The following is an 18,179-nucleotide window of genomic DNA, read 5'->3' on the forward strand; positions in this document are numbered from 1 at the left end:
TTTTTGATAACAGCGTGTTAGCTGCGCCCTGAACCGGGCCCGTCATTCCACACAATGCGGTATAGATCAAAGCGCCGGTCGCGCAGATTGCGCACCGTGCCGGAGCGCCGGCTCTCGGCCAGATCATCGAGGCGCAGATCGGCCACCGCGATTGTCTCAACATTTTCAGAAGTTTCCGCCGCGATGCCATCGCGCGCAAACGGAAAGTCGCACGGCGTCAGAATGGCGCTCTGGGCGTAGTTGACATCCATGTTTTCAACGTCCGGCAGATTGCCGACATTGCCTGCTGTGACTACGTAAAACTGGTTCTCGATGGCGCGCGCCTGCGAGCAATAGCGCACCCGCAAATGGCCGGTACGGTCATCGGTGGCGTAAGGCACGAACAATATGCGCGCGCCCTCATCGGCCAGGCGGCGGGCCAGCTCTGGAAATTCGCTGTCATAACAGATGAGTACGCCAATCGGCCCGCAGTCTGTCGGGATGGCGTGGACGAAATCGCCGCCCTTGATATTCCACCAGAAGCGCTCGTTCGGCGTCGGGTGGATCTTCTCCTGCGCGTGCACCGAGCCATCGCGCAGGAAGACGTAAGCGACGTTCTGGATCTCGCCATCATCGGTCTCTGTCGGGTGAGAACCGCCAACGATATTAATGTTGTAGCGCACAGCCAGCTGGCTCATGAACTCCAGGAAGCGCGGCGTATGGCGCGACAGGGCGGCGATGGATTCCTGCGGCGAGAGGCGCCGTTTTTCGAGCGATAGCAGCGCCACGGTGAACATTTCCGGGAAGACGCAGAAATCGGCCCGGTAATCCGAACAGACATCGACGAAATATTCCACATTGCGCTCGAACTCGCGCGTGCTTTCAACCGCGCGGGCCATGAACTGGACAGCCGCCACGCGCACGGTCTGCGGGTCTGGGCGTTTGCCGCCGGACGGCGCTTCAACGAATTTGGGATTACGCCACACCATCAGCGAGGCATGGCCAAGAGAATCAGTATCTTCGGGGTAGTAGTTCTTCAGAACGCCCACCGGCTCAAAGCCCATGCGCATCTGGAAGTTGGAGACCGAATCCTTCACCTCGCGAGCCTCGATGGCGGCCAGATACTCTTCCGGCGTGGGGTAGGCCTTGCGGCGGCGCTTATAGCCGGGCAGCCGCCCGCCAAAGACAACGCCCTTCAGCCCCCAGGCCTGGCAGAGCTGTTTTCTGGCATTGTAGAGGCGCTGGCCAATGCGCAGACGGCGGCGTGTCGGATCAACCGCCACCTCCATGCCGTAGAGCCATTCTCCATCCTCGTCATGGCGCGCCGCATAGCCATTGCCGGTGATCTCCGCCCATGTATGCGGGCTCATCGCCAGCTCTTCGCTGATGATGAAGGTCGCACACCAGCCGACCACATCGCCTTCATATTCCACGAGAAACTGGCCTTCGGGAAAGGCCTGTATCTGGCCGCGTATCATGCCGGGCAGGTCTGGCGGCAGGTTGGGATAGGCCCGGTCCTGAAGCGCCAGAATCTCCGGCACATCGGCCAGCGTGGCATTACGTACGGTCAGTTTCGCGCTGCGGCGGGTATCGGTCATGAAAAATGGGGTCCGTATAGATCGGTGCGCCGATCCCGGAAAAAGCCCCAGGCGGCGCGGTGACGGTCAAGGAAGGCACGGTCGAAACGCGCAACCGCTACACCTTGTTCCGTCCGGTCCAGCTCGGACACCACCTCGCCGGTATGATCGCAGATAAAGCTGGTCCCGTAGAAGACCTGGCCGTTCTCGTCGCCCACCCGGTTCGCTGCGGCGATGGGCATCACGTTGGAGACGGCATGGCCCTGCATGGCCCGGCGCCAGCGCGCCGCCGTGTCCAGGCTGTCATCATGGGGCTCAGACCCGATGGCGGTGGGGTAGAGCAAGACTTCGGCGCCCAGAAGCGCCATGGCACGCGCGGTTTCGGGGAACCACTGGTCCCAGCAAATGCCAACGCCGACGCGGCCATGGCGGGTATTCCACACCTTGAAGCCGGTATCGCCGGGACGGAAATAATACTTCTCCTGATAGCCGGGACCGTCGGGGATATGGCTCTTGCGGTAGGTGCCGAGCGCCTTGCCGTCCGCATCCAGCATGACCATGGAGTTATAGTAGCGCGGACCGTCGCGCTCGAAGATGGACACCGGGATCACTACCCCCAGCTCGGCAGCCAGCGGCTGCAGCGCGGTCACGCACGGATGCTCCAGCGCGGGAAAGGCGGTGCCAAACCAGCGCTCTTCCTGGCTGGTGCAGAAATACGGCCCCTGAAAGAGTTCGGGCGGCAGGATCACTTGCGCGCCCTTGCCCGCCGCCTCGCGCACGAGGCCCTTCACCGTTTCGATGTTGGCATGCATGTCTTCACCGAACGCGCCTTGCAGCACGCCCAGCGTAATCGTCTCGTTGGTCAAGATCAGTCCTCGTTAAGCTGGTCGAGCCAGTCGCCCGGCCCGTCGCCCGTGCGCAGATCCATCACCGTCGGCCAGAGCCGCCACGGGGCGCTGGCATCGGCATTCCACAGCGCTATGTAGGCAAATCCGGTCGCCGGTTCCATGACTATCTGCGCGCCATAGCCCGACAAATAGCCCGAATGGGCGATGAGGGTGCGGTCCCCCCAGCGGTAAATGCGCCAGCCCAGCCCGTAATGGGTCTCCTGCACCCGCCCCGGGAAGCGCCGGTTCAGGCCTTGGGTTTCCCGCGGGGTGGCCACGTAAGGCGTGAAAATGCGCTCGCGGATTTCGGCCGGTATACCGCCCGTCTCCGAGATATGCGCCTGTGCCCAGGCCATCAGGTCTTCCAGCGATACGACAGCCGCCGCAGCCGGCGCCACCGCATCATAATTGCTGGCCGGGCTGCCGGCCGTGTCCGTACGGCGTGCCCAGCCACGATGGGGCCGGGCCCAGCTGGCAGAGCGCGTCAGGTCGCGTTCGGTAAAACCGGCCGTCGTCATGCCGTAGCGGTCAAACAGCCGGCGGCGCACATTGCGCTCATAGCTGGAGCCCGTCGCCGAGCGCACCACTTCGGCGGCGCCTGAAAACACAATGTTCTGATAGGTGTAGCACTCGCCAACAGCGCAGACCGGATCCAGCAGGGCCGTGTCGGTGAGGATGGAGTCGATGGTGCGCCCCTCCTCCAGCCGGTTGTCATAGGCGTTGCGTGGCAGGCCGGTGCGGTGCGACACCAGATCCAGCACGGTCGGCTGGCGGGAATTGTTGACGCGGATCGTCTCCGGTGCCGGATCATCCAGCCGGATGCGGCCCTCATGCTCAAGATGGGCCAGCAATACGCCGGTCATCGTCTTGGTCAGCGAGGCGGCACGGAACACGGTGCGCGGCGTGATGGGCTCACCCGACCCGGCCGCTGTCTCGCCAGAGGTATAGATAAGCGCCGGGCGGCCCTGCTCGATAATGGCGACAGCCAGACCGACCACGCGCCGTGAACTGGCCGCCTGATTGAGCCGCACGATCACATCGTCCAGATAGGCAAGGTTGGAATAGAGCGAGACGCGCGGTTCGCGCGGATTGCTGATCTGGGCCAGCGTCTCGGCCTCATCCACCAGGGTCGGCAAGAGACGCTCAGGCGTGATCTCCCAGACGAACTGGCCGCCATCGGCGGGCACCGCCACCGGCACCGTGTAGCCGTCGTTGACATAGGCCATGTCGAGCGATTCCGCGATGGCCGCAGCTTCGGCCAGCGCCGCTTCCGCGTCCAGCTCCGGCGCGCTGGCGATGAATGGGGCCTCTGCCTCCACGCCCGACACCGGCGCGATACGGTAGATGGTTTCGCCCTCGGTCTGTGCAGCCCCGGCCTCGTCCGCGCCGGGGCGGCGTTCTGGCAGGTGACGTTCCGGCAGCACAGGCGCGGCGTCCAGCCCCATGCCTGCCGCTGCGCCGGCATCGGCCAGGACATAGACTGCCTCGCCGCCATCGCGCATTTCAGACACGCCTGCAGCCTCGCGCCGCGCCTCGGCAGCGGCGATCAGCGCGTCGGCCTGCTCCATGGTCAGGCTGGCTTCAGAGGACGGTGCATCATCGGCAGATGCGAGTGCGCTGGCCGTCAGCGCACGCAAGTACGGCACAGGCGGCGCCGCACTGGATGCGGCCGCCATGGCAAGCGCGGCAAAAGCATAGGCCGTATAGCGCATGGGATCAGACCCGCGGCTGGTTGCACGTCACACAATGAAAGGACCCGCCGCCAGACAGGATATGCGAAGACGGGCTGGCCGCAAGAGTGTGCAACGCAAAGTAAGGTTTCAAAACCTCTAACGCCGCATCGGCGTGCGTGTTAAACGATGGAACTACAACGGTTTTCGGCGAAATCACCCAGTTCATGTGAGAGGCGGCCTTTGGCTCGCCCTCCTCGTCCACAACCCGCCCCGGCGAGGGAATGCGCACCACTTTCAGCTTGCGCCCCTTCGCATCGGCTGCGCTTTCCAGCTGCCGGGCGATGGCATCAAAGATTTTTGCATTGGGGTCATCGCTGCCGCTGGCGCTCTGGCAGGCGACGATGCCGGGCGCGATGAAGCGGGCGATATTGTCGACATGACCGTCTGTATGATCGCCAATGAGGCCTTCATCGAGCCAGATGACGGTGCTGATCCCCAGCGCCTCTTTGAGGCGGTCCTCCACCTGCGCTTCGCCAAGACCCGGATTGCGGTTAGCGTTCAGCAGGCACTGGCGCGTGGTGAGAAGCGTGCCCTCGCCATCAAACTCCAGCGCGCCGCCCTCGCACACCAGATCGATCTCTTTCAGCGTGGCTCCCGCCAGCGCGGCGACGGCAAGACCGATCTGCTGGTCGCCATCGAGCTCATACTTGCCGCCCCAGCCATTGAAGCGGAAACGCACTGCCTTCAGCTGGCCGTTCGACACCGCGAACACTGGCCCGGTATCACGCACCCAGACATCGCCGTAAGGATTGCGCACCACCTCGACGGTCTGCCCCAGACGGGCGCGGACATCGCGGGCCGTTTCCTCATTGGCCGCATGCACGGCGACGGCCTGGCCGCCGCGCACCAGATGGCTGACAAAGCTGGCAAATTCGGCGCGGGCGGGGGCGAGGTTTTCCTCCCACAGATCGCCGTCCGCGGGCCAGCAGGTGTGGATCACGCTCTGCGGCACGGTCTCGTGGGGGATGTGAAGATTGGCGGTCATGAGTGGCCCGGACAGCTGGCGGTGAAAGGCTTTGCCATACCATGCCTGCACAGGCGTAGCGATGGGGTTAAGCGGGGGACCTCTTACTGAAACCCCGGAAGCGCAAAGCGCTATCCGGGGCCTCTCTCCGCTTCATCCTGCCACAGGTCCCGGATGGCCCTGCGGGCCTCCGGGATTTCAACGATGTTTCAAAAGAAAAGGGCGGCTCAAAAGAGCCGCCCTTCCCAGTCTCAAAGCCCGTAGAGGCGTGGCTACTAGAACTCGTAGCGCAGGCCCAGACGGATTTTGTAGAGAGAGTTACCAACACTCTCAACACCGGTCGTCTGGTTCGGGTTGAAGCTGTTGTAACGGTATTGGCAAGCTCCGGCCGTAGCGCAGACGATCGCCGGATCAAAGTTCGCATCGTAAACGAGCGATGCCGGATTGGCGTTGCTAGGCGTAGCCGACGCACGCGAGTTCAGGCGGCGGAAGGTCGGATCACCGGTACGAACCAGGTCAGCCGTCACAACCGGCAGGTTGCCGAAATTGCCGCCGCGGGAGTTGTAGCTGCGGCCCCATTCATTGTTGAGCAGGTTCGGGAAGTTCTCGATATCGATCACGAAGGTCGCACGATTATTCCGGAAACGCTCAACGCCGAAGGAAGCAAACGGCAGATCCTGCTGGAAGCGCAGGTTCCACAGCTGCTGCCAGGGTGCGTTGGCCGAGTTACGGTCAACGATCTGGCCACGGGTCAGACCGGCATCCGCCACGAACTGGTTGAACACCGCCTGGTCGAAGCCGGGGGCGTAGACCACGTTCGGGTCGCTTTCCAGCGGGATGTAGAGCAGATCGGTGCTTGAAGGCGACTGGACCGAGTCCAGACCGAAGAGCGGGTTCAGCTGGTTCACCGAGAAGGTGTAGCTGACCGGCTGGCCCGAGCGGATATTGCCGAACACGTCAAAACGTGAGCGCAGATCACCGAAGAGCTCAGCCTCATACGACAGGTTGATGCCGAACGAGTGACGGGTTTCAAAGACCGAACGGCCTGCAGTCTGGTTGTTACGGTCAACCGACAGCTGGTTGTGGAAGTTCGACACCGACACAGACGACGCGCCGGACGCAATCATGTCCACATCCTGGTAGGCATAGGACACATAGAAGCCCAGGCCGTTGTCGAACTCGTTCGCCAGCGAAACCGAGTAGACCCAGCTGTCGCCGTCATTGACGTTGTAAAGCTCGATGGCGTTCTGGATATTCTCGCCAGCCTGCTGGTTATAGGCAAGAATATTGGTGTAGACCGGACGGCCGTCAGGCGCGACGCCTACGGGCAGTCCACGCTCGGTCTGGGCCAGATTCCGCCAAGAATAGCCACGGTGGATGCTGCCATAAAGCGCCTGAACCTCGATCAGATAGTCGCGGCCAAGATTGAAGCCACCGAAATCAAGGTCAAACTCGTGCTGAACGGTCACGTTGCCACGCCAGGTCGACGGGACATCGAAGCTCGGGCTGATGACATCAACCGGAGCCGGCGTGGTCAGGTCAGAAGCAGCCACCTGGTCGAGAAGGGGTTGCGGCACGTTGCGCGGGTCAACACCCGTGAACAGGCCGGACACCGAGAAGTTCTGCGGCAGGTAGTTATTGCCGAACCACACATTGGGGTCACCACCGGCGAAGAGACCGAAGCCACCTGACACGGTGGTGCGGCTCAGCGCATCCCAGCGGAAGCCGAAGCGCGGCATCAGAATGTCGAGACCGTCAAGGCTGCGGCGGTTGGCAGCGCCATAGGCCAGATCGAAATCAGGACGGTCCGGCAGGCCGAGATTGTCTTCAAAGCGCTGATAACGCAGACCGAAAGTCAGCTCCAGGTCCGGCGTCATCTGCCACTGGTCCTGAACAAAGGCTGACCAGGTGGTGTAGTCAACGAACGTGGCCGCATCGACCGCATTCCCGGACGGAGCGCTACGGAACACGACGTTGGCAGTACCCGTCGCAATGTCGTTGACCGCGTTGGCACCCTGGAAGTTGAACTGACCACGGCCGTCCTGCAGGAAGAGGTTGTAGAAGGCGTAGTTGTTGTACTCGCCGCCGAAGCTGATGACGTGATCGCCCCAGATATAGTCACCCTGGCCATAAACAACGAGGCGTTCATCGCTGAACTCGTTGTAGGCGCGTGAACGGTCACAGCCACCCAGAATGGTGCGCGAGCCGCCGGCGGGGATGTTCACAAGGCCTTCCAGCGGCGTGCCGGCGACGTTCTCCGGCGTAAGCACGACGCGGATCTCACCAACTTCACCACCCCGGCAGTTCTGGCCGGGATTGGCTTCCTTGTAGCCAATGCGCAGGGTCGTGGAGAAATTGCTGGTCCAGTTGGAATACAGGTGAGCGTTGTAGGCCGTCACCTGACGCGGCGTGTCATACCAGACCGAGCTGAAATTGTTGCCGTTGCTGGTGTTGGTGTCCGTTTCCTGAACGTCCTGGTAGGACAGGGTCAGGCGGTGGTCGTCCGTGATGTTCCAGTCGATGCGCGCGAAGTAGCGCTCAGCCGTTACCGGGATGGTCGCCACGTCGGGACGCGGGCCAACATCAACGCCAAGGCCGCTCTGGATCAGGCCGCGAAGCGCTTCGTGGAAGCCGGGCTGGTAGCCCTGACCGGCGTCAACATTGCTCGGGGCAACAGGACGGGCCGTTTCGAAGTTTTCGTAGCCCACAAAGAAGAACAGGCGGTCACGGATGATCGGGCCACCCAGCGTGAAGCCGTATTCTTCCTCGGTGAACGCGTCGGACGGGATGTAGCGGCCGAACGCGGTGTTCGACTGATAGTCATCGCCTGACCGGTAGTAGGACAGCGTACCGGAGAATTCGTTGGTACCGCCGCGGGTAACGACGTTCACCAGACCGCCGGTGAAGCCGCTCGTGAACACCGAATAATCGGTTGCCACAACGGAGACCGCCTCGACCGTGTCGAGCGAGAGCGGCGAGCGGTTGGTCGCGTAGGTAGACGTGCTAAGACCAAAATCGTCGGACTGGCTGATGCCGTCGATCACGAACGCGTTGAAGCGCGGGTTGGTACCGGCAACAGACAGGTTACCGATCGCGCCGGTGGAGTTGGCAAGCGGATCGCGCACCAGCGTGCTGATCAGGTCACGGTTGAAGGACGGCTGGTTGAGGATGTCCTGGGCGTTGAAGGACGAGCCGGCACCGTTATTGAGGCTGATCGACTGGCCGGCCGTACCGGAGACAACGATGGTCTCGACGTTCTCAATCAGGCGCAGCGAGGCGCGGATCGGCGGGTTGGCGCCCGGCGCGAGGCTCAGATTGTCGACCAGATCGCCTTCATAACCGGGCGCGTCGACCGTGATGCGGTAGGGGCCACCCACGCGCAGGCCGGACGCGGCAAAGTTGCCGTTGGCGCTGGTGGAGGCAACCGACACGGTGGAAGTCGGAATGTGGATGATCGTCACCGACGCATTGCCAACCGGCGCGCCAGTTTGATCCACAACAGTGCCGCGCACCTGCGAGGCGGTCTGCTGGGCATGCACGGCGGCTACCGGGGCCATCGCGGCGAGCGCGGCCACAGAAGCGCCATAAGCGAGCTTCTTGAAGAGTTTCATGGGATAGGTCCCCCTGGATCGACCAAAATGAAGCGAAGCCCGCCGGAATACGGGCGTTCGGGGGACCGCTTACGAGCGCTGGGAGTCGGTTCGGTGACACAAGTGTGAAGGTTTTATTTCAACGCTACCGATTTATTAACAGCCCGTTAGGATGCATACGGATGCTGTAACGGGCCGACAGCCATGGAAATTCAAGCCTGTGCGGGAATTTCGAGCCGCCGGTTATGCGTTTGAGACATCCGCTGATCGATGCCGGACTGCACCGCTCCTGCAGCGACATCTCAGGCACCGTGACTTCTGCGCAACGCCTCTCCTGATCGCCACCTGCAGCAATAACCGCAAGCCAGGTGCGCTGGTGGCGGTTAGGCTTTATGTAGGAATGACCCCGACGTCACTGTCTGCCCGGCCCGACACAATAATGACCCTGCTGCAAGCCTCCCTCACCGATCTGACAACGCGAAGGCTGGTCCTGGCGGCGGGCCTGTTCGGCTTGCTGCTTCTGGCCGCGCGCATAACCGGGCTGATCGTCAATCCCTCCAGCCTCTATGCCGACGAGACGCAATACTGGGTGTGGTCGCGCGATCTGGACTGGGGCTATTTCTCCAAACCGCCGCTGATCGCCTGGATCATCGCTGCCACCACCGCTGTGTTCGGTGATTCGGACTGGGCGATCCGGCTCGCCGCACCGCTGCTGCATACCGCAACCGCGCTGCTGCTGGCGCTCAGCGCTGACCGGCTGTTTGGCCGGGCCGTAGCCGCATGGACCTTCATTGCCTGGATCACCCTGCCCTCGGTCTGGCTGTCGGCGGCGGTCATTTCCACCGATGCGGTATTGCTGACCTGCTGGGCGCTGGCGCTTTACGGATTTGTCCGCCTGCGCGAAGGGGCGGGGTGGAGCGCTATTGTCCTGCTGGGCGCCGGGTTCGGTTTTGGCATGCTGGCAAAATACGCCATGGGCTATTTCGCGGCCGGGCTGGCGCTGGCGGCTATTCTCGACCCGGTCTCGCGCCGCGCGCTTGTCCGGCCGCGCCTGCTGGTGGCGGGCGCACTGGCCCTGCTCATCATGGCACCAAACCTCATCTGGAACTGGCGCAACGACTTTGCGACCGTCTCCCACACGGCGGCCAATGCCAACTGGCGCGGGGATATGTTCAATCCCGGCGAGGCCATCACCTTCCTGATTGACCAGATGGGCGTGTTTGGCCCCGCCTTCTTCGTCGCGCTGGTGGCAGCATTCATTGTGCTGGTGCGCCAGTGGCGCAAGGGCAGCGCCGACCCGCGCCTGATCATACTGGCCTGTTTCTGCGTGCCCGCCATTCTGGTCGTGACGGGGCAGGCCTTCTTGAGCCGCGCCCACGCCAACTGGGCGGCCAGCGCCTATGCCGCCGCCACCATCATCGTCGTGGCCGTATTGCTGCAGGGTCCGCGCTGGCGGCGCTGGGTACTGATCGGCTCGGTTGCGCTGCACACACTTGTCGGCGTGAGCTTCGCCACGCTCGCCATGAGTCCGGCCCTGACCGAGCAGGTGGGCCTTGCCAACGCGTTCAAGCGCGTGCGCGGCTGGCCGGAAACCGCAACCGCCCTGGCAGAGATTGTGGAGCGCACGGGCGTCGAGACGCTCGTTTTCGATAACCGCAATGATTTCCACCAGATGCAACGCTATGGCGGAGCCATCAATGCAGAATTTTTCATGTGGATGCGCTATGCCGGCATCACCAATCACGCCGAACAGGGCTGGGCCCTGCCTGCAGGCTATGACGGCCCGGTCCTGATCGCATCGGAGCGGCCCATGGAAGTGCCGGTCATGGCGTTCGACTTTGCAAGCCTGGAGCGCGCCGGCGATATCCGCATTGATCTGGGCGGCGGGCGCGAGCGCCACTACCAGCTCTTCATCGCAGAAGGCTACCGGCCCGTTGTCAGGACCGACCAGTTCGAGGATGCGGTCCGCCTGTCACGTCAGGCGCGCGACACGGCCCTTCAGTAACCGCCCGCCTCATTGCCCCAGATTTCGCGCAGGCGCTGATCGCGCCGGCAGCCAAAGCGGTAGCGCTGATAGCGGATCGGATTATTCGCCGCATAGTTCTGGTGATAGTCCTCCGCTGGCCAGAAGATTTCAGCCTCGCGGATACGCACCGCCAGCGGCTGGCCGAAGCGGGCCTCGACTTCGGCGGCGCTGGCCTCGGCAGCGGCGCGCTGCGCCTCATCGAGCGTGAAAATGGCAGGCGCATAGGCCGCCCCCCGGTCGCAGAACTGCCCGCCCCCGTCGAACGGATCGACATTGCGCCAGTAGTGATGAAGCAGCGCCTCATAGCTGACGATCTGCGGGTCATAGATGATCTCGACCGCCTCGACATGGCCGGTATTGCCATTGACCACCTGACGGTACTCGGGATTCTCCACATGCCCGCCGGTAAAACCGGAGACCACGTCGATCACGCCGTCGAGCCGCTCAAAGTCGGCCTCGGTACACCAGAAGCAGCCCGAGGCAAGAATTGCGCGGGCCTGCCCGTCCGGCAGGGCGGCGGGTTCGCCAGCCTCTTGCGCTGTCCCGGCAGAGCTGTCCGAGCAGGCCATCAGGAAGGCTGCGGCAATAAGGGCGAGGAGGCGCATGGCGGTATCCTTCCGGTCAGCTGACAGTGAGTAAATGACGCAGACTGCCGTCAGGGAAAGCCCCGCACGCGAAATTGTGACACGCAAGGCGGGATCAGCTGATACCGCCCAGCTCCTCCAGCCCCGCCGCCAGCGCAAGGTTCTGCACGGCCTGAACGGCGGCGCCTTTCAGGAGATTGTCGAGTGCGCAGACCAGTGTCGCATTGCGTCCGCCCTCGCCCACAGACCAGCCGCCGATCACTGCGCCCGGAATATCCTGCCCGTCACGGATTTCGGGGATGGTGTCAGAGAGGCGGATCAGCTTTTCGCCGCCATAGGCTTCTGCATAGCGGCTTTTCAGCGCTTCCAGCGTCACCGGCGCGGCAAAGTTCAGCTGCGCGGTCAGGGTGATGCCCCGAAAGAAGGCAGCGACATGGGGTGAGAAGCGCACTTCATGGGCAAGATGACGGCTCATCTCGCGCTCATGCATGTGGCCGGTGAGGCTGTAGGGCATGAGATTGTCGCGCAGCGCCTCGAGATCGTTCTTGCGGCTGGGCGTGGTGCCTGCGCCGGAATAGCCCGACACGCCAAACAGATGCGCCGGACCGCTCAAGAGATCACGCACCGGATGCACGCAGAGCTGTCCCGCCGTGGCATAGCAGCCCGGATTGGAGATGCGCGCCGCGCCTTTCAGGCGCTCCCGGCCGTAAAGCTCCGGCAGGCCATAAGCCCAGCTGCCGTCAAAGCGGTAATCGGCCGACAGATCGACCAGGATCGTGCCCGGCGCTGCGGCTTCAATCGCCGCCACATAGGGCGCGGCTTCGCCATTGGGCAGCGCCAGTATCACCGCGTCCGCACCGCGCGCCGCGACGTCTTGCGGCCCCATGGCCTCGAAGGTCAGCCCATCGCGGGCTTCAGGCGCGAGATTGGATACCGGCTCACCCGCCATCGCCCGCGAGGAGGCAAAGACCAGCTCCATATCGCTGCGGCGCGACAGGATGGCGATGAGCTCCTTGCCGGTATGTCCGCGCGCACCCACAAGACCGACGGTCAGCATGGCTCTAGCTCCTCAGCGTCGGCGGCAGGGCCGCGATACGCTCCACCATCGCCGGAATGCGCGACAGATTATCCTCTCCGCGCCAGAACACCGTCCAGTGGCCAGTCTTCACCGCGCCATGGCAGGTAGCGAAGTAGAACTCATTGACGGGATTATCGGTGCGCGAGCGCCAGTAAAGGCGCGGCGCATAGGCGATCAGCTTGCGCCAGACAGCCCCGCCCAGCCCCTCGCCGCGCGCATCGTCGAGCACAGCAAACTTGTCGAGATAGATGATATCATCGAGCCGCGAGGTGATGGCCGCCGCGCGGTAGCTCTCGGTCACGAATGCGCGGTCAAAGTCCAGCGCTTCGAAATACCCCTCCACCAGCTTGCGCCCGAAGGCCTGTTCGATCAGCGGGGCCGCACGCGCCGGGTCGAGATCGGCCTTGGTCATGATCTCCAGCATGCGCTCGCCCTTGCGCACCAGTGTGCCGGATCCGGCATGGGTGAACAGCTCCTTGGCGAGTTCCCCCGGACTGGTGATCGAGACCGAGCTGGACAGTGGCAGATCATCAAGCAGACGCTTGATCTCTTCCATTTTCAGACGCATCCCGCCCGACACCCAGTCCGCGCCCATCAGCTCGTCAAAATCGGTGGCGAGGTTGATGGCCGAGATGGCTTTTCCGGCTTCATCCAGAAGCGCGCCCGTGCCCGTCAGGAAGACGATCTTGTAGGGCTGCAGCGCGTGTACGAGCGCGCGCACGGCGGCATCGGCATTGATATTGACCATGCGCCCGTCTGCCGTATCGCCAAGACAGGCCAGGATCGGCGCCTGCCCGGCGCGCGCCGCCGCTGCAACCAGATCAAGGCGCACAGCCTTGGGATCGCCGACGCGCCCAAGCTCCGCCTCATCCATCAGCTCGGCTTCAAACACGCCTGAGGGGATGGCCGCCGCGCGCCCGCCGCAATCGCGGATCGCCTGCACCAGATCGAGATTCACGCGCGTCAGCGTATCGCGGATCACGGGGATCGCTTCGGGCGGGGTCACGCGCAGGCCCTGCTTGCGCACGGTCTCGATGCCCGCCTCGGCCAGCGCCTTGTCGAGCTGCGGACCGCCGCCATGCACCACGATGGGAGCCAGCCCCACCGTCTGCAGGAAGGCGAGCGAGGCTGACAGCGCCTCCATCTCCTCTTCCATCACCGCGCCGCCGACCTTGATGACAGCGAAACGCTCCTGATCGAGGCGCGAGAAACGGGTCAGATACTCGCGTATCTCCTTGCCGTCGCGCATCTGGGAGAGAAGCTGGACGATGGCCGAGCGTACGGGAACAGCGGCCCCGCCGCGTTCATTTGCCGAATTACCGGCTGCCTGATCGATCACGCCGCCCCTCCTTTTACGAGGGCTTCCATGATCGCCTTTTGCACGTGCAGACGGTTTTCCGCTTCCGCCATACCGATAAAGGCGGGCGAATCCACGACCGAGTCTGCAATCTTCACATTACGGCGCATGGGCAGGCAGTGGCTGACGACCGCATTGTCCGTCATCGCCATCTTGGCATCGTCAATCATGAAGCCTGCGCCCTTGGCGCGGTGGGGCGCTTCACCGTCCCACTGGCCGAAAAAGGGCAGCGCGCCCCAGCTCTTGGCATACACGGCGTGCGCGCCGCTATAGGCCGCCTTCACATCGGTGGTGACGGTAAGCGAGCTGCCGGCATCACCGCAGAATTTCTCGGCCGCGTCCATGTAGCGCTGATCGAGGCGATAGACCTCGTCCGGGATCAGAAGGCGCACATTCATGCCAAACTTCGACGCAATCAGCAGCGCGGAATTGGCCACAGCGGTGTTGAGCGGCTTGGGATGCGGTACCCAGGTGAGAAGAAACTCCTTGCCGCGCACATCGCCGATAGCGTCCTGCAGGGCCATCATATGGGCCAGCTCCTGACAGGGATGGACGATTGTTTCCATGTTGATGACAGGAACCGTGGCGTATTTCGCATACGCCATGATCAGCGGATCCTCGCGCTCGGCCGTCCAGTTCTCGAACTTGGGGAAGCAGCGGATCGCGATGAGATCGACGTAAGAAGACAGCACGCGTGCGGCCTCCTTCACGTGCTCTTCGGCCGTGCCATCCATGATGGCCCCGTCCTCGAACTCGACCGGCCAGGTACCGCCGCGTGCATCGAGCACGATGGCATGGCCGCCCAGCTGGTGAGCGCCAAGGTCAAACGAGGTGCGCGTGCGCAGGGACGGGTTGAAGAAGACGAGCGCGATGGACTTGCCTTTGAGCGCATCGCCTTGCGGGCTTTCGCGGTATCGGCGCGCACGGTCGATCAGGCTCTGAAGTTCTTGTCTCGACCAGTCAGCGGTAGACAGGAAATGCCGCATCGTTTCACGCGCCTCCCTTGGGCGTTGGAAAGCTCACGCGTTTAGCGCTCATTGCTGCGTTGCGCAAACGGGTGTGTGAGCGGGAGGAATGTTTGAGCCTTCACGCGCCTGGCGTTTGAACCCCCGGAAGCCCGCAGGGCTATCCGGGGCCTCGGGCCAGTTCTGCAAGAGGCCCCGGCTCGCGCTTCGCTTGGCCGGGAGTTCAGTATCTGGCTGAACCGCTCACGGGCTGCCCTGCACGGCGGCCGTGAGGACTTCGGCATGGTCCTCCACCGCACTCTCCCCGCGCGCATCGGCGTCCAGCGCCGCGATGAGAGCCGCGTCGCGGCTATAGATGTCGTGGATGAAGCGGACATGGCCGAAACGGTCCGACACGGCGGTAAAATAGAGGATGTGGACAGGGATGTGATTGCGCAGCCAGACGCGGCGCGTTCGGCCATTGTCAAAGGCCTCCTCCATCGCCTCGCGCGTCCAGCCCGTCTCGCCCTGCAGCACCCACCAGGCGAGCTCGCGCGGCTCGTCGACGCGTACACAGCCGGAGGATTCATTGCGCTGCACATTGTCAAACAGGGCACGATGGGGCGTGTCGTGAATGTAGATATTGTGGATGTTGGGGAACATGAATTTCACCTCCCCCATAGAATTGCCGCGTCCCGGCACCTGGATGACGCGGTAACGGCCATTGGCCCAGTCCGCCTGCGACGGGTTGACGACCCTGCCGGTAGACTGGTCCACCAGCCGGTAGCCCGACGCCAGCGCATAGCCCGGATTGGTCTGGAACCGCCTGAGCCAGGGCGCGCCCAGGCTGGTGGGCGTGTACCAGACCGGATTGATCTCGATAAAGGTCATGTCCTCGGAGAAGATCGGCGTGCGGTTATAGCCCCGCCCGATCATGGAGCGGTGTACCCGCTCCACCTGCCCGCCTGACCACGCTTCCAGCCGGTAGTCGGCGAGGTTTACCCGGATATGGCGCTCGCCCAGATCACGCGGCACCCAGCGCCAGCGCTCCAGATTGGCGCGCACCTGATCGAGCCGGTGACGCGGCGGCGTATTCAGCTCCCGCAAGGTACCCGGCCCCACGACCCCGTCCGTCGCCAGATTGTGCCGCGCCTGAAAGCGGATCAGCGCCGTTCGCAGCATGTCATCAAACGGCGTGTCCGGTGGCGCGAGTCGCGCCAGCAAGCCTTCCTGATGCAGGCGCGCACGCAACGCATCCACCCGCGCGCCACTATCACCAAGCCCCAGCCTCGGCCCGCCTGCTATGGGTGAATGGGCACGCAGCAGCGCATGACGGCGGATCAGCTCGCGGCGCAAGGCCATATAGTCAGGGTGGGAGGGGCTGAACCCCTCCAGCGTGGCAAACACGGCATTCTCACGAAGGGCTGTCGCCATCGCCATGTCGAGGTCGAGCCTGCGCTGCGGCGCGGTCCAGTCCGGTTCCAGCTGTCGCGGATCGATCCGGCCAATCGCAAGGTCGCGCGCGAGCGCCATGAAGCCCTCGCGGGCCAGTGCATCGCGTTCCGGCCCCGCGCTCAAGGCGAGCACCGCTTCGGGTGCAGGGTAATGGCCAGATGTCAGCCCGTGCGTCCACGCCTCGCTCAACGCATCGGCCAGATCGGCGATGTGGCTGTCGCTCCACGCCTGGCGCGCATGCGCGGGACCTGCGACGGCCAACACCAGTGCGCATAGCGCTAACGTCGTGAAAAAGGCGCGTGCGCCCATCTCCTGCCCCCTCGGCCGTGCCGGCGAGGTTAACAAGACCTTGCCGCGATGAGAACGGGAAATAATCACGCAAACAAAAACCCCGGACCGATATAGGGTCCGGGGCCATTGTTACTCTCGAATGCCGGTGAGGCCGCCTTATTCAGGCGCGCCGTCCTCCGGGCTTTCCTCGGTGGCTTCTTCCCAAGCCTCTTCGGCGTCTTCAGCCCATTCTTCGGTCTGATCGGTCGTCGCATCCCAGGCATCGCCAGCAGCGTCGGTGGTGTCATCCCACGCTTCTTCTACCGGGCTTTGCTCTTCAGTGCCCAGCGCCTCATCGATTGCTTCGCCCGCTTCTTCTGCCGGACCCTGCTGCTCACAGGCGGCCAGAATCGCACTTGCAGCGAATGCAGCCAGAACAAACTTTTTCATCGTCAACTTCTCCATCAGTGACCTGTCCATCAGGGAGGCCGGCGGCGCTATTCGTGCCCCGGTTTTTTGCAGCCCCGCGGAATAACCGCGAAGGAAAGCCAACAGCTTATTGGCTTCCCGTCAAGCAATAACAGGGTGTATCGCCCCGAAATCACCGTCCGCAACGCCGGGAATAAACGCACGCCTGCCGCATTTGGTTGCAGCCCATTTGCGGTAAACAGCATTCACCGGCCTTACAGTTTTGTCATCCGGGCATGGTGGACGCCGCGCGCAATGGCCCGCGCCAGACAGTCAGCTGCCAGATTGCCAAGCCGGGCAAGGGACAAGGGCGCAGGATCCGGCAGGCCAGCCCGCCCGGTCGACGCCACGAACACCACATCGCCATCAAAGGGCGTATGCACCGGACGGATCGCGCGCGCCATGCCATCCTGCGCCATGATGGCGACCCGCCGCGCCTGATCAGGTGTCAGCGCCGCATCCGTGGCAATGATGGCAAGCGTGGTGTTGGCGCGCAGGCCGGGATTGAACTTCGCCTCGCCCCAGTCTTCCAGATCGTCCAGCGAAGCAGGCGCGCAGCCCAGCCCGCCAAACTCGCTCTCCCGCTCAAACGGCGCGGCCCAGTACTGCTGCGTACCGGGCACTGTCACCGAACCGAAACTGTTCACGCACACAAGCGCGCTGACCGTGTAGCCCTCGCGCGATTTCACGCTGGCAGAGCCGGTTCCGCCGGGCAAGGCCCCAGCCCTTGCGCCAAACCCGGCCCCGGCGCGGCCAAGGCGCACGGGCGCGCGGCGGCGGGCATCGTCAAGCGCGGCGCGGCCCAGCCGCGCATAGGGCGGTTCCTCGCCCCAGCCCTTGTCTCCGCCATTGGCCAGATCATAGAGGATCGCCGCCGGTACGATGGGAGAGGCCGGCACGCCCGGCTGGGGCATCAGTGCATAGCCACGGCCCTCAGCTCCAAGCGCGGCGCATACCGCATCGGCTGCGCCCAGCCCGTAGACAGAGCCGCCCGACAGCACGATGGCGTCCACGCCTTCCACCAGCCCACCGGGGCGCAGCACATCGCTTTCGCGTGTGCCGGGGCCGCCGCCGCGCACATCGATGGCGGCAATCGCGGGTTCGTCGAACAGCACCAGCGTGACGCCGGTGCGGACGGCCTCATCCTCGGCCTGTCCGACGCTGAGCCCGGCTATATCGGTGAGGTCGTTGTGCATTACTCGCGCTCCTGCTCGGCGGCGTCAGCCTAGCCGCATCTCTAAAGCAGACAAAAGAAAACCCCCGCAAG

The 18,179-nt window shown here is 63.7% G+C and carries 13 protein-coding genes; 1 reads left to right on the plus strand and 12 read right to left on the minus strand.

The window, feature by feature from the left end:
• Nucleotides 1-17 precede the first annotated feature (17 nt).
• From X907_RS12070 to X907_RS12090, 5 genes are all read right to left on the minus strand, one after another.
• Nucleotides 18-1,577: a carbon-nitrogen hydrolase family protein gene (locus X907_RS12070; RefSeq protein WP_127568354.1), complete on the minus strand. Its 1,560-nt coding sequence runs from the start codon at nucleotides 1,575-1,577 to the stop codon at nucleotides 18-20.
• Complete coding sequence (gene aguB, locus X907_RS12075) at nucleotides 1,574-2,422, minus strand: N-carbamoylputrescine amidase (RefSeq protein ID WP_233352347.1); 849 nt, start codon at nucleotides 2,420-2,422, stop codon at nucleotides 1,574-1,576. The genes X907_RS12070 and aguB overlap by 4 nt, the downstream gene beginning before the upstream one ends.
• Nucleotides 2,423-2,424: 2 nt before the next feature.
• Entirely contained in the window at nucleotides 2,425-4,155 is a 1,731-nt protein-coding gene (locus X907_RS12080; protein ID WP_127568356.1) for a serine hydrolase domain-containing protein, read from the minus strand.
• 4 nt (nucleotides 4,156-4,159) lie between these two features.
• Complete coding sequence (locus X907_RS12085; RefSeq protein ID WP_127568358.1) at nucleotides 4,160-5,161, minus strand: agmatine deiminase family protein; 1,002 nt, start codon at nucleotides 5,159-5,161, stop codon at nucleotides 4,160-4,162.
• Between the two features lie 254 nt (nucleotides 5,162-5,415).
• Nucleotides 5,416-8,751 carry a TonB-dependent receptor gene (locus tag X907_RS12090; RefSeq protein WP_127568359.1) on the minus strand — a complete coding sequence of 1,112 codons (3,336 nt, stop codon included), beginning with the start codon at nucleotides 8,749-8,751 and terminating at the stop codon, nucleotides 5,416-5,418.
• Nucleotides 8,752-9,130: 379 nt separating this feature from the next.
• Here X907_RS12090 and X907_RS12095 point away from each other — a divergent pair, with 379 nt between their 5' ends.
• Nucleotides 9,131-10,735 (plus strand): ArnT family glycosyltransferase, encoded by a 1,605-nt coding sequence (locus tag X907_RS12095; RefSeq protein ID WP_170175548.1) that lies wholly within the window; start codon nucleotides 9,131-9,133, stop codon nucleotides 10,733-10,735.
• Here the strand turns inward: X907_RS12095 and msrA are convergent.
• The 7 genes from msrA to X907_RS12130 form a co-directional block, all read right to left on the minus strand.
• Nucleotides 10,729-11,361, minus strand: coding sequence for a peptide-methionine (S)-S-oxide reductase MsrA (msrA, locus tag X907_RS12100; protein ID WP_127568363.1), 633 nt, complete (start codon nucleotides 11,359-11,361; stop codon nucleotides 10,729-10,731). The two genes, X907_RS12095 and msrA, sit on opposite strands and share 7 nt — an antisense overlap.
• Before the next feature lie 94 nt (nucleotides 11,362-11,455).
• Nucleotides 11,456-12,397 (minus strand): N-acetyl-gamma-glutamyl-phosphate reductase, encoded by a 942-nt coding sequence (argC, locus tag X907_RS12105; RefSeq protein ID WP_127568365.1) that lies wholly within the window; start codon nucleotides 12,395-12,397, stop codon nucleotides 11,456-11,458.
• A 4-nt stretch (nucleotides 12,398-12,401) separates the two neighbouring features.
• The gene (locus X907_RS12110) at nucleotides 12,402-13,757 is read right to left on the minus strand and encodes an acetylglutamate kinase (protein WP_233352348.1); all 1,356 of its coding nucleotides are present in this window, start codon (nucleotides 13,755-13,757) and stop codon (nucleotides 12,402-12,404) included.
• Complete coding sequence (locus X907_RS12115; RefSeq protein WP_127568367.1) at nucleotides 13,754-14,761, minus strand: N-acetylornithine carbamoyltransferase; 1,008 nt, start codon at nucleotides 14,759-14,761, stop codon at nucleotides 13,754-13,756. The genes X907_RS12110 and X907_RS12115 overlap by 4 nt, the downstream gene beginning before the upstream one ends.
• Nucleotides 14,762-14,983: 222 nt before the next feature.
• Nucleotides 14,984-16,483, minus strand: coding sequence for a L,D-transpeptidase family protein (locus tag X907_RS12120; RefSeq protein ID WP_127568369.1), 1,500 nt, complete (start codon nucleotides 16,481-16,483; stop codon nucleotides 14,984-14,986).
• A gap of 138 nt (nucleotides 16,484-16,621) precedes the next feature.
• Nucleotides 16,622-16,894: a hypothetical protein gene (locus tag X907_RS12125; protein ID WP_233352349.1), complete on the minus strand. Its 273-nt coding sequence runs from the start codon at nucleotides 16,892-16,894 to the stop codon at nucleotides 16,622-16,624.
• Between the two features lie 233 nt (nucleotides 16,895-17,127).
• Nucleotides 17,128-18,108, minus strand: coding sequence for a P1 family peptidase (locus tag X907_RS12130; protein ID WP_127568373.1), 981 nt, complete (start codon nucleotides 18,106-18,108; stop codon nucleotides 17,128-17,130).
• Nucleotides 18,109-18,179: the final 71 nt, after the last annotated feature.

This window comes from Glycocaulis alkaliphilus, assembly GCF_004000605.1.
Lineage (GTDB): Bacteria > Pseudomonadota > Alphaproteobacteria > Caulobacterales > Maricaulaceae > Glycocaulis > Glycocaulis alkaliphilus.

What these genes read in the sequence shown, in the direction of transcription:
- X907_RS12080 (WP_127568356.1), bottom strand. Translation starts at nt 4,155, where the DNA reads ATGCGCTATACGGCCTATGCTTTTGCCGCGCTTGCCATGGCGGCCGCA.
- X907_RS12095 (WP_170175548.1), top strand. Translation starts at nt 9,131, where the DNA reads ATGACCCCGACGTCACTGTCTGCCCGGCCCGACACAATAATGACCCTG.
- X907_RS12125 (WP_233352349.1), bottom strand. Translation starts at nt 16,894, where the DNA reads ATGAAAAAGTTTGTTCTGGCTGCATTCGCTGCAAGTGCGATTCTGGCC.
- X907_RS12085 (WP_127568358.1), bottom strand. Translation starts at nt 5,161, where the DNA reads ATGACCGCCAATCTTCACATCCCCCACGAGACCGTGCCGCAGAGCGTG.
- X907_RS12115 (WP_127568367.1), bottom strand. Translation starts at nt 14,761, where the DNA reads ATGCGGCATTTCCTGTCTACCGCTGACTGGTCGAGACAAGAACTTCAG.
- X907_RS12130 (WP_127568373.1), bottom strand. Translation starts at nt 18,108, where the DNA reads ATGCACAACGACCTCACCGATATAGCCGGGCTCAGCGTCGGACAGGCC.
- X907_RS12090 (WP_127568359.1), bottom strand. Translation starts at nt 8,751, where the DNA reads ATGAAACTCTTCAAGAAGCTCGCTTATGGCGCTTCTGTGGCCGCGCTC.
- msrA (WP_127568363.1), bottom strand. Translation starts at nt 11,361, where the DNA reads ATGCGCCTCCTCGCCCTTATTGCCGCAGCCTTCCTGATGGCCTGCTCG.
- argC (WP_127568365.1), bottom strand. Translation starts at nt 12,397, where the DNA reads ATGCTGACCGTCGGTCTTGTGGGTGCGCGCGGACATACCGGCAAGGAG.
- X907_RS12120 (WP_127568369.1), bottom strand. Translation starts at nt 16,483, where the DNA reads ATGGGCGCACGCGCCTTTTTCACGACGTTAGCGCTATGCGCACTGGTG.
- X907_RS12070 (WP_127568354.1), bottom strand. Translation starts at nt 1,577, where the DNA reads ATGACCGATACCCGCCGCAGCGCGAAACTGACCGTACGTAATGCCACG.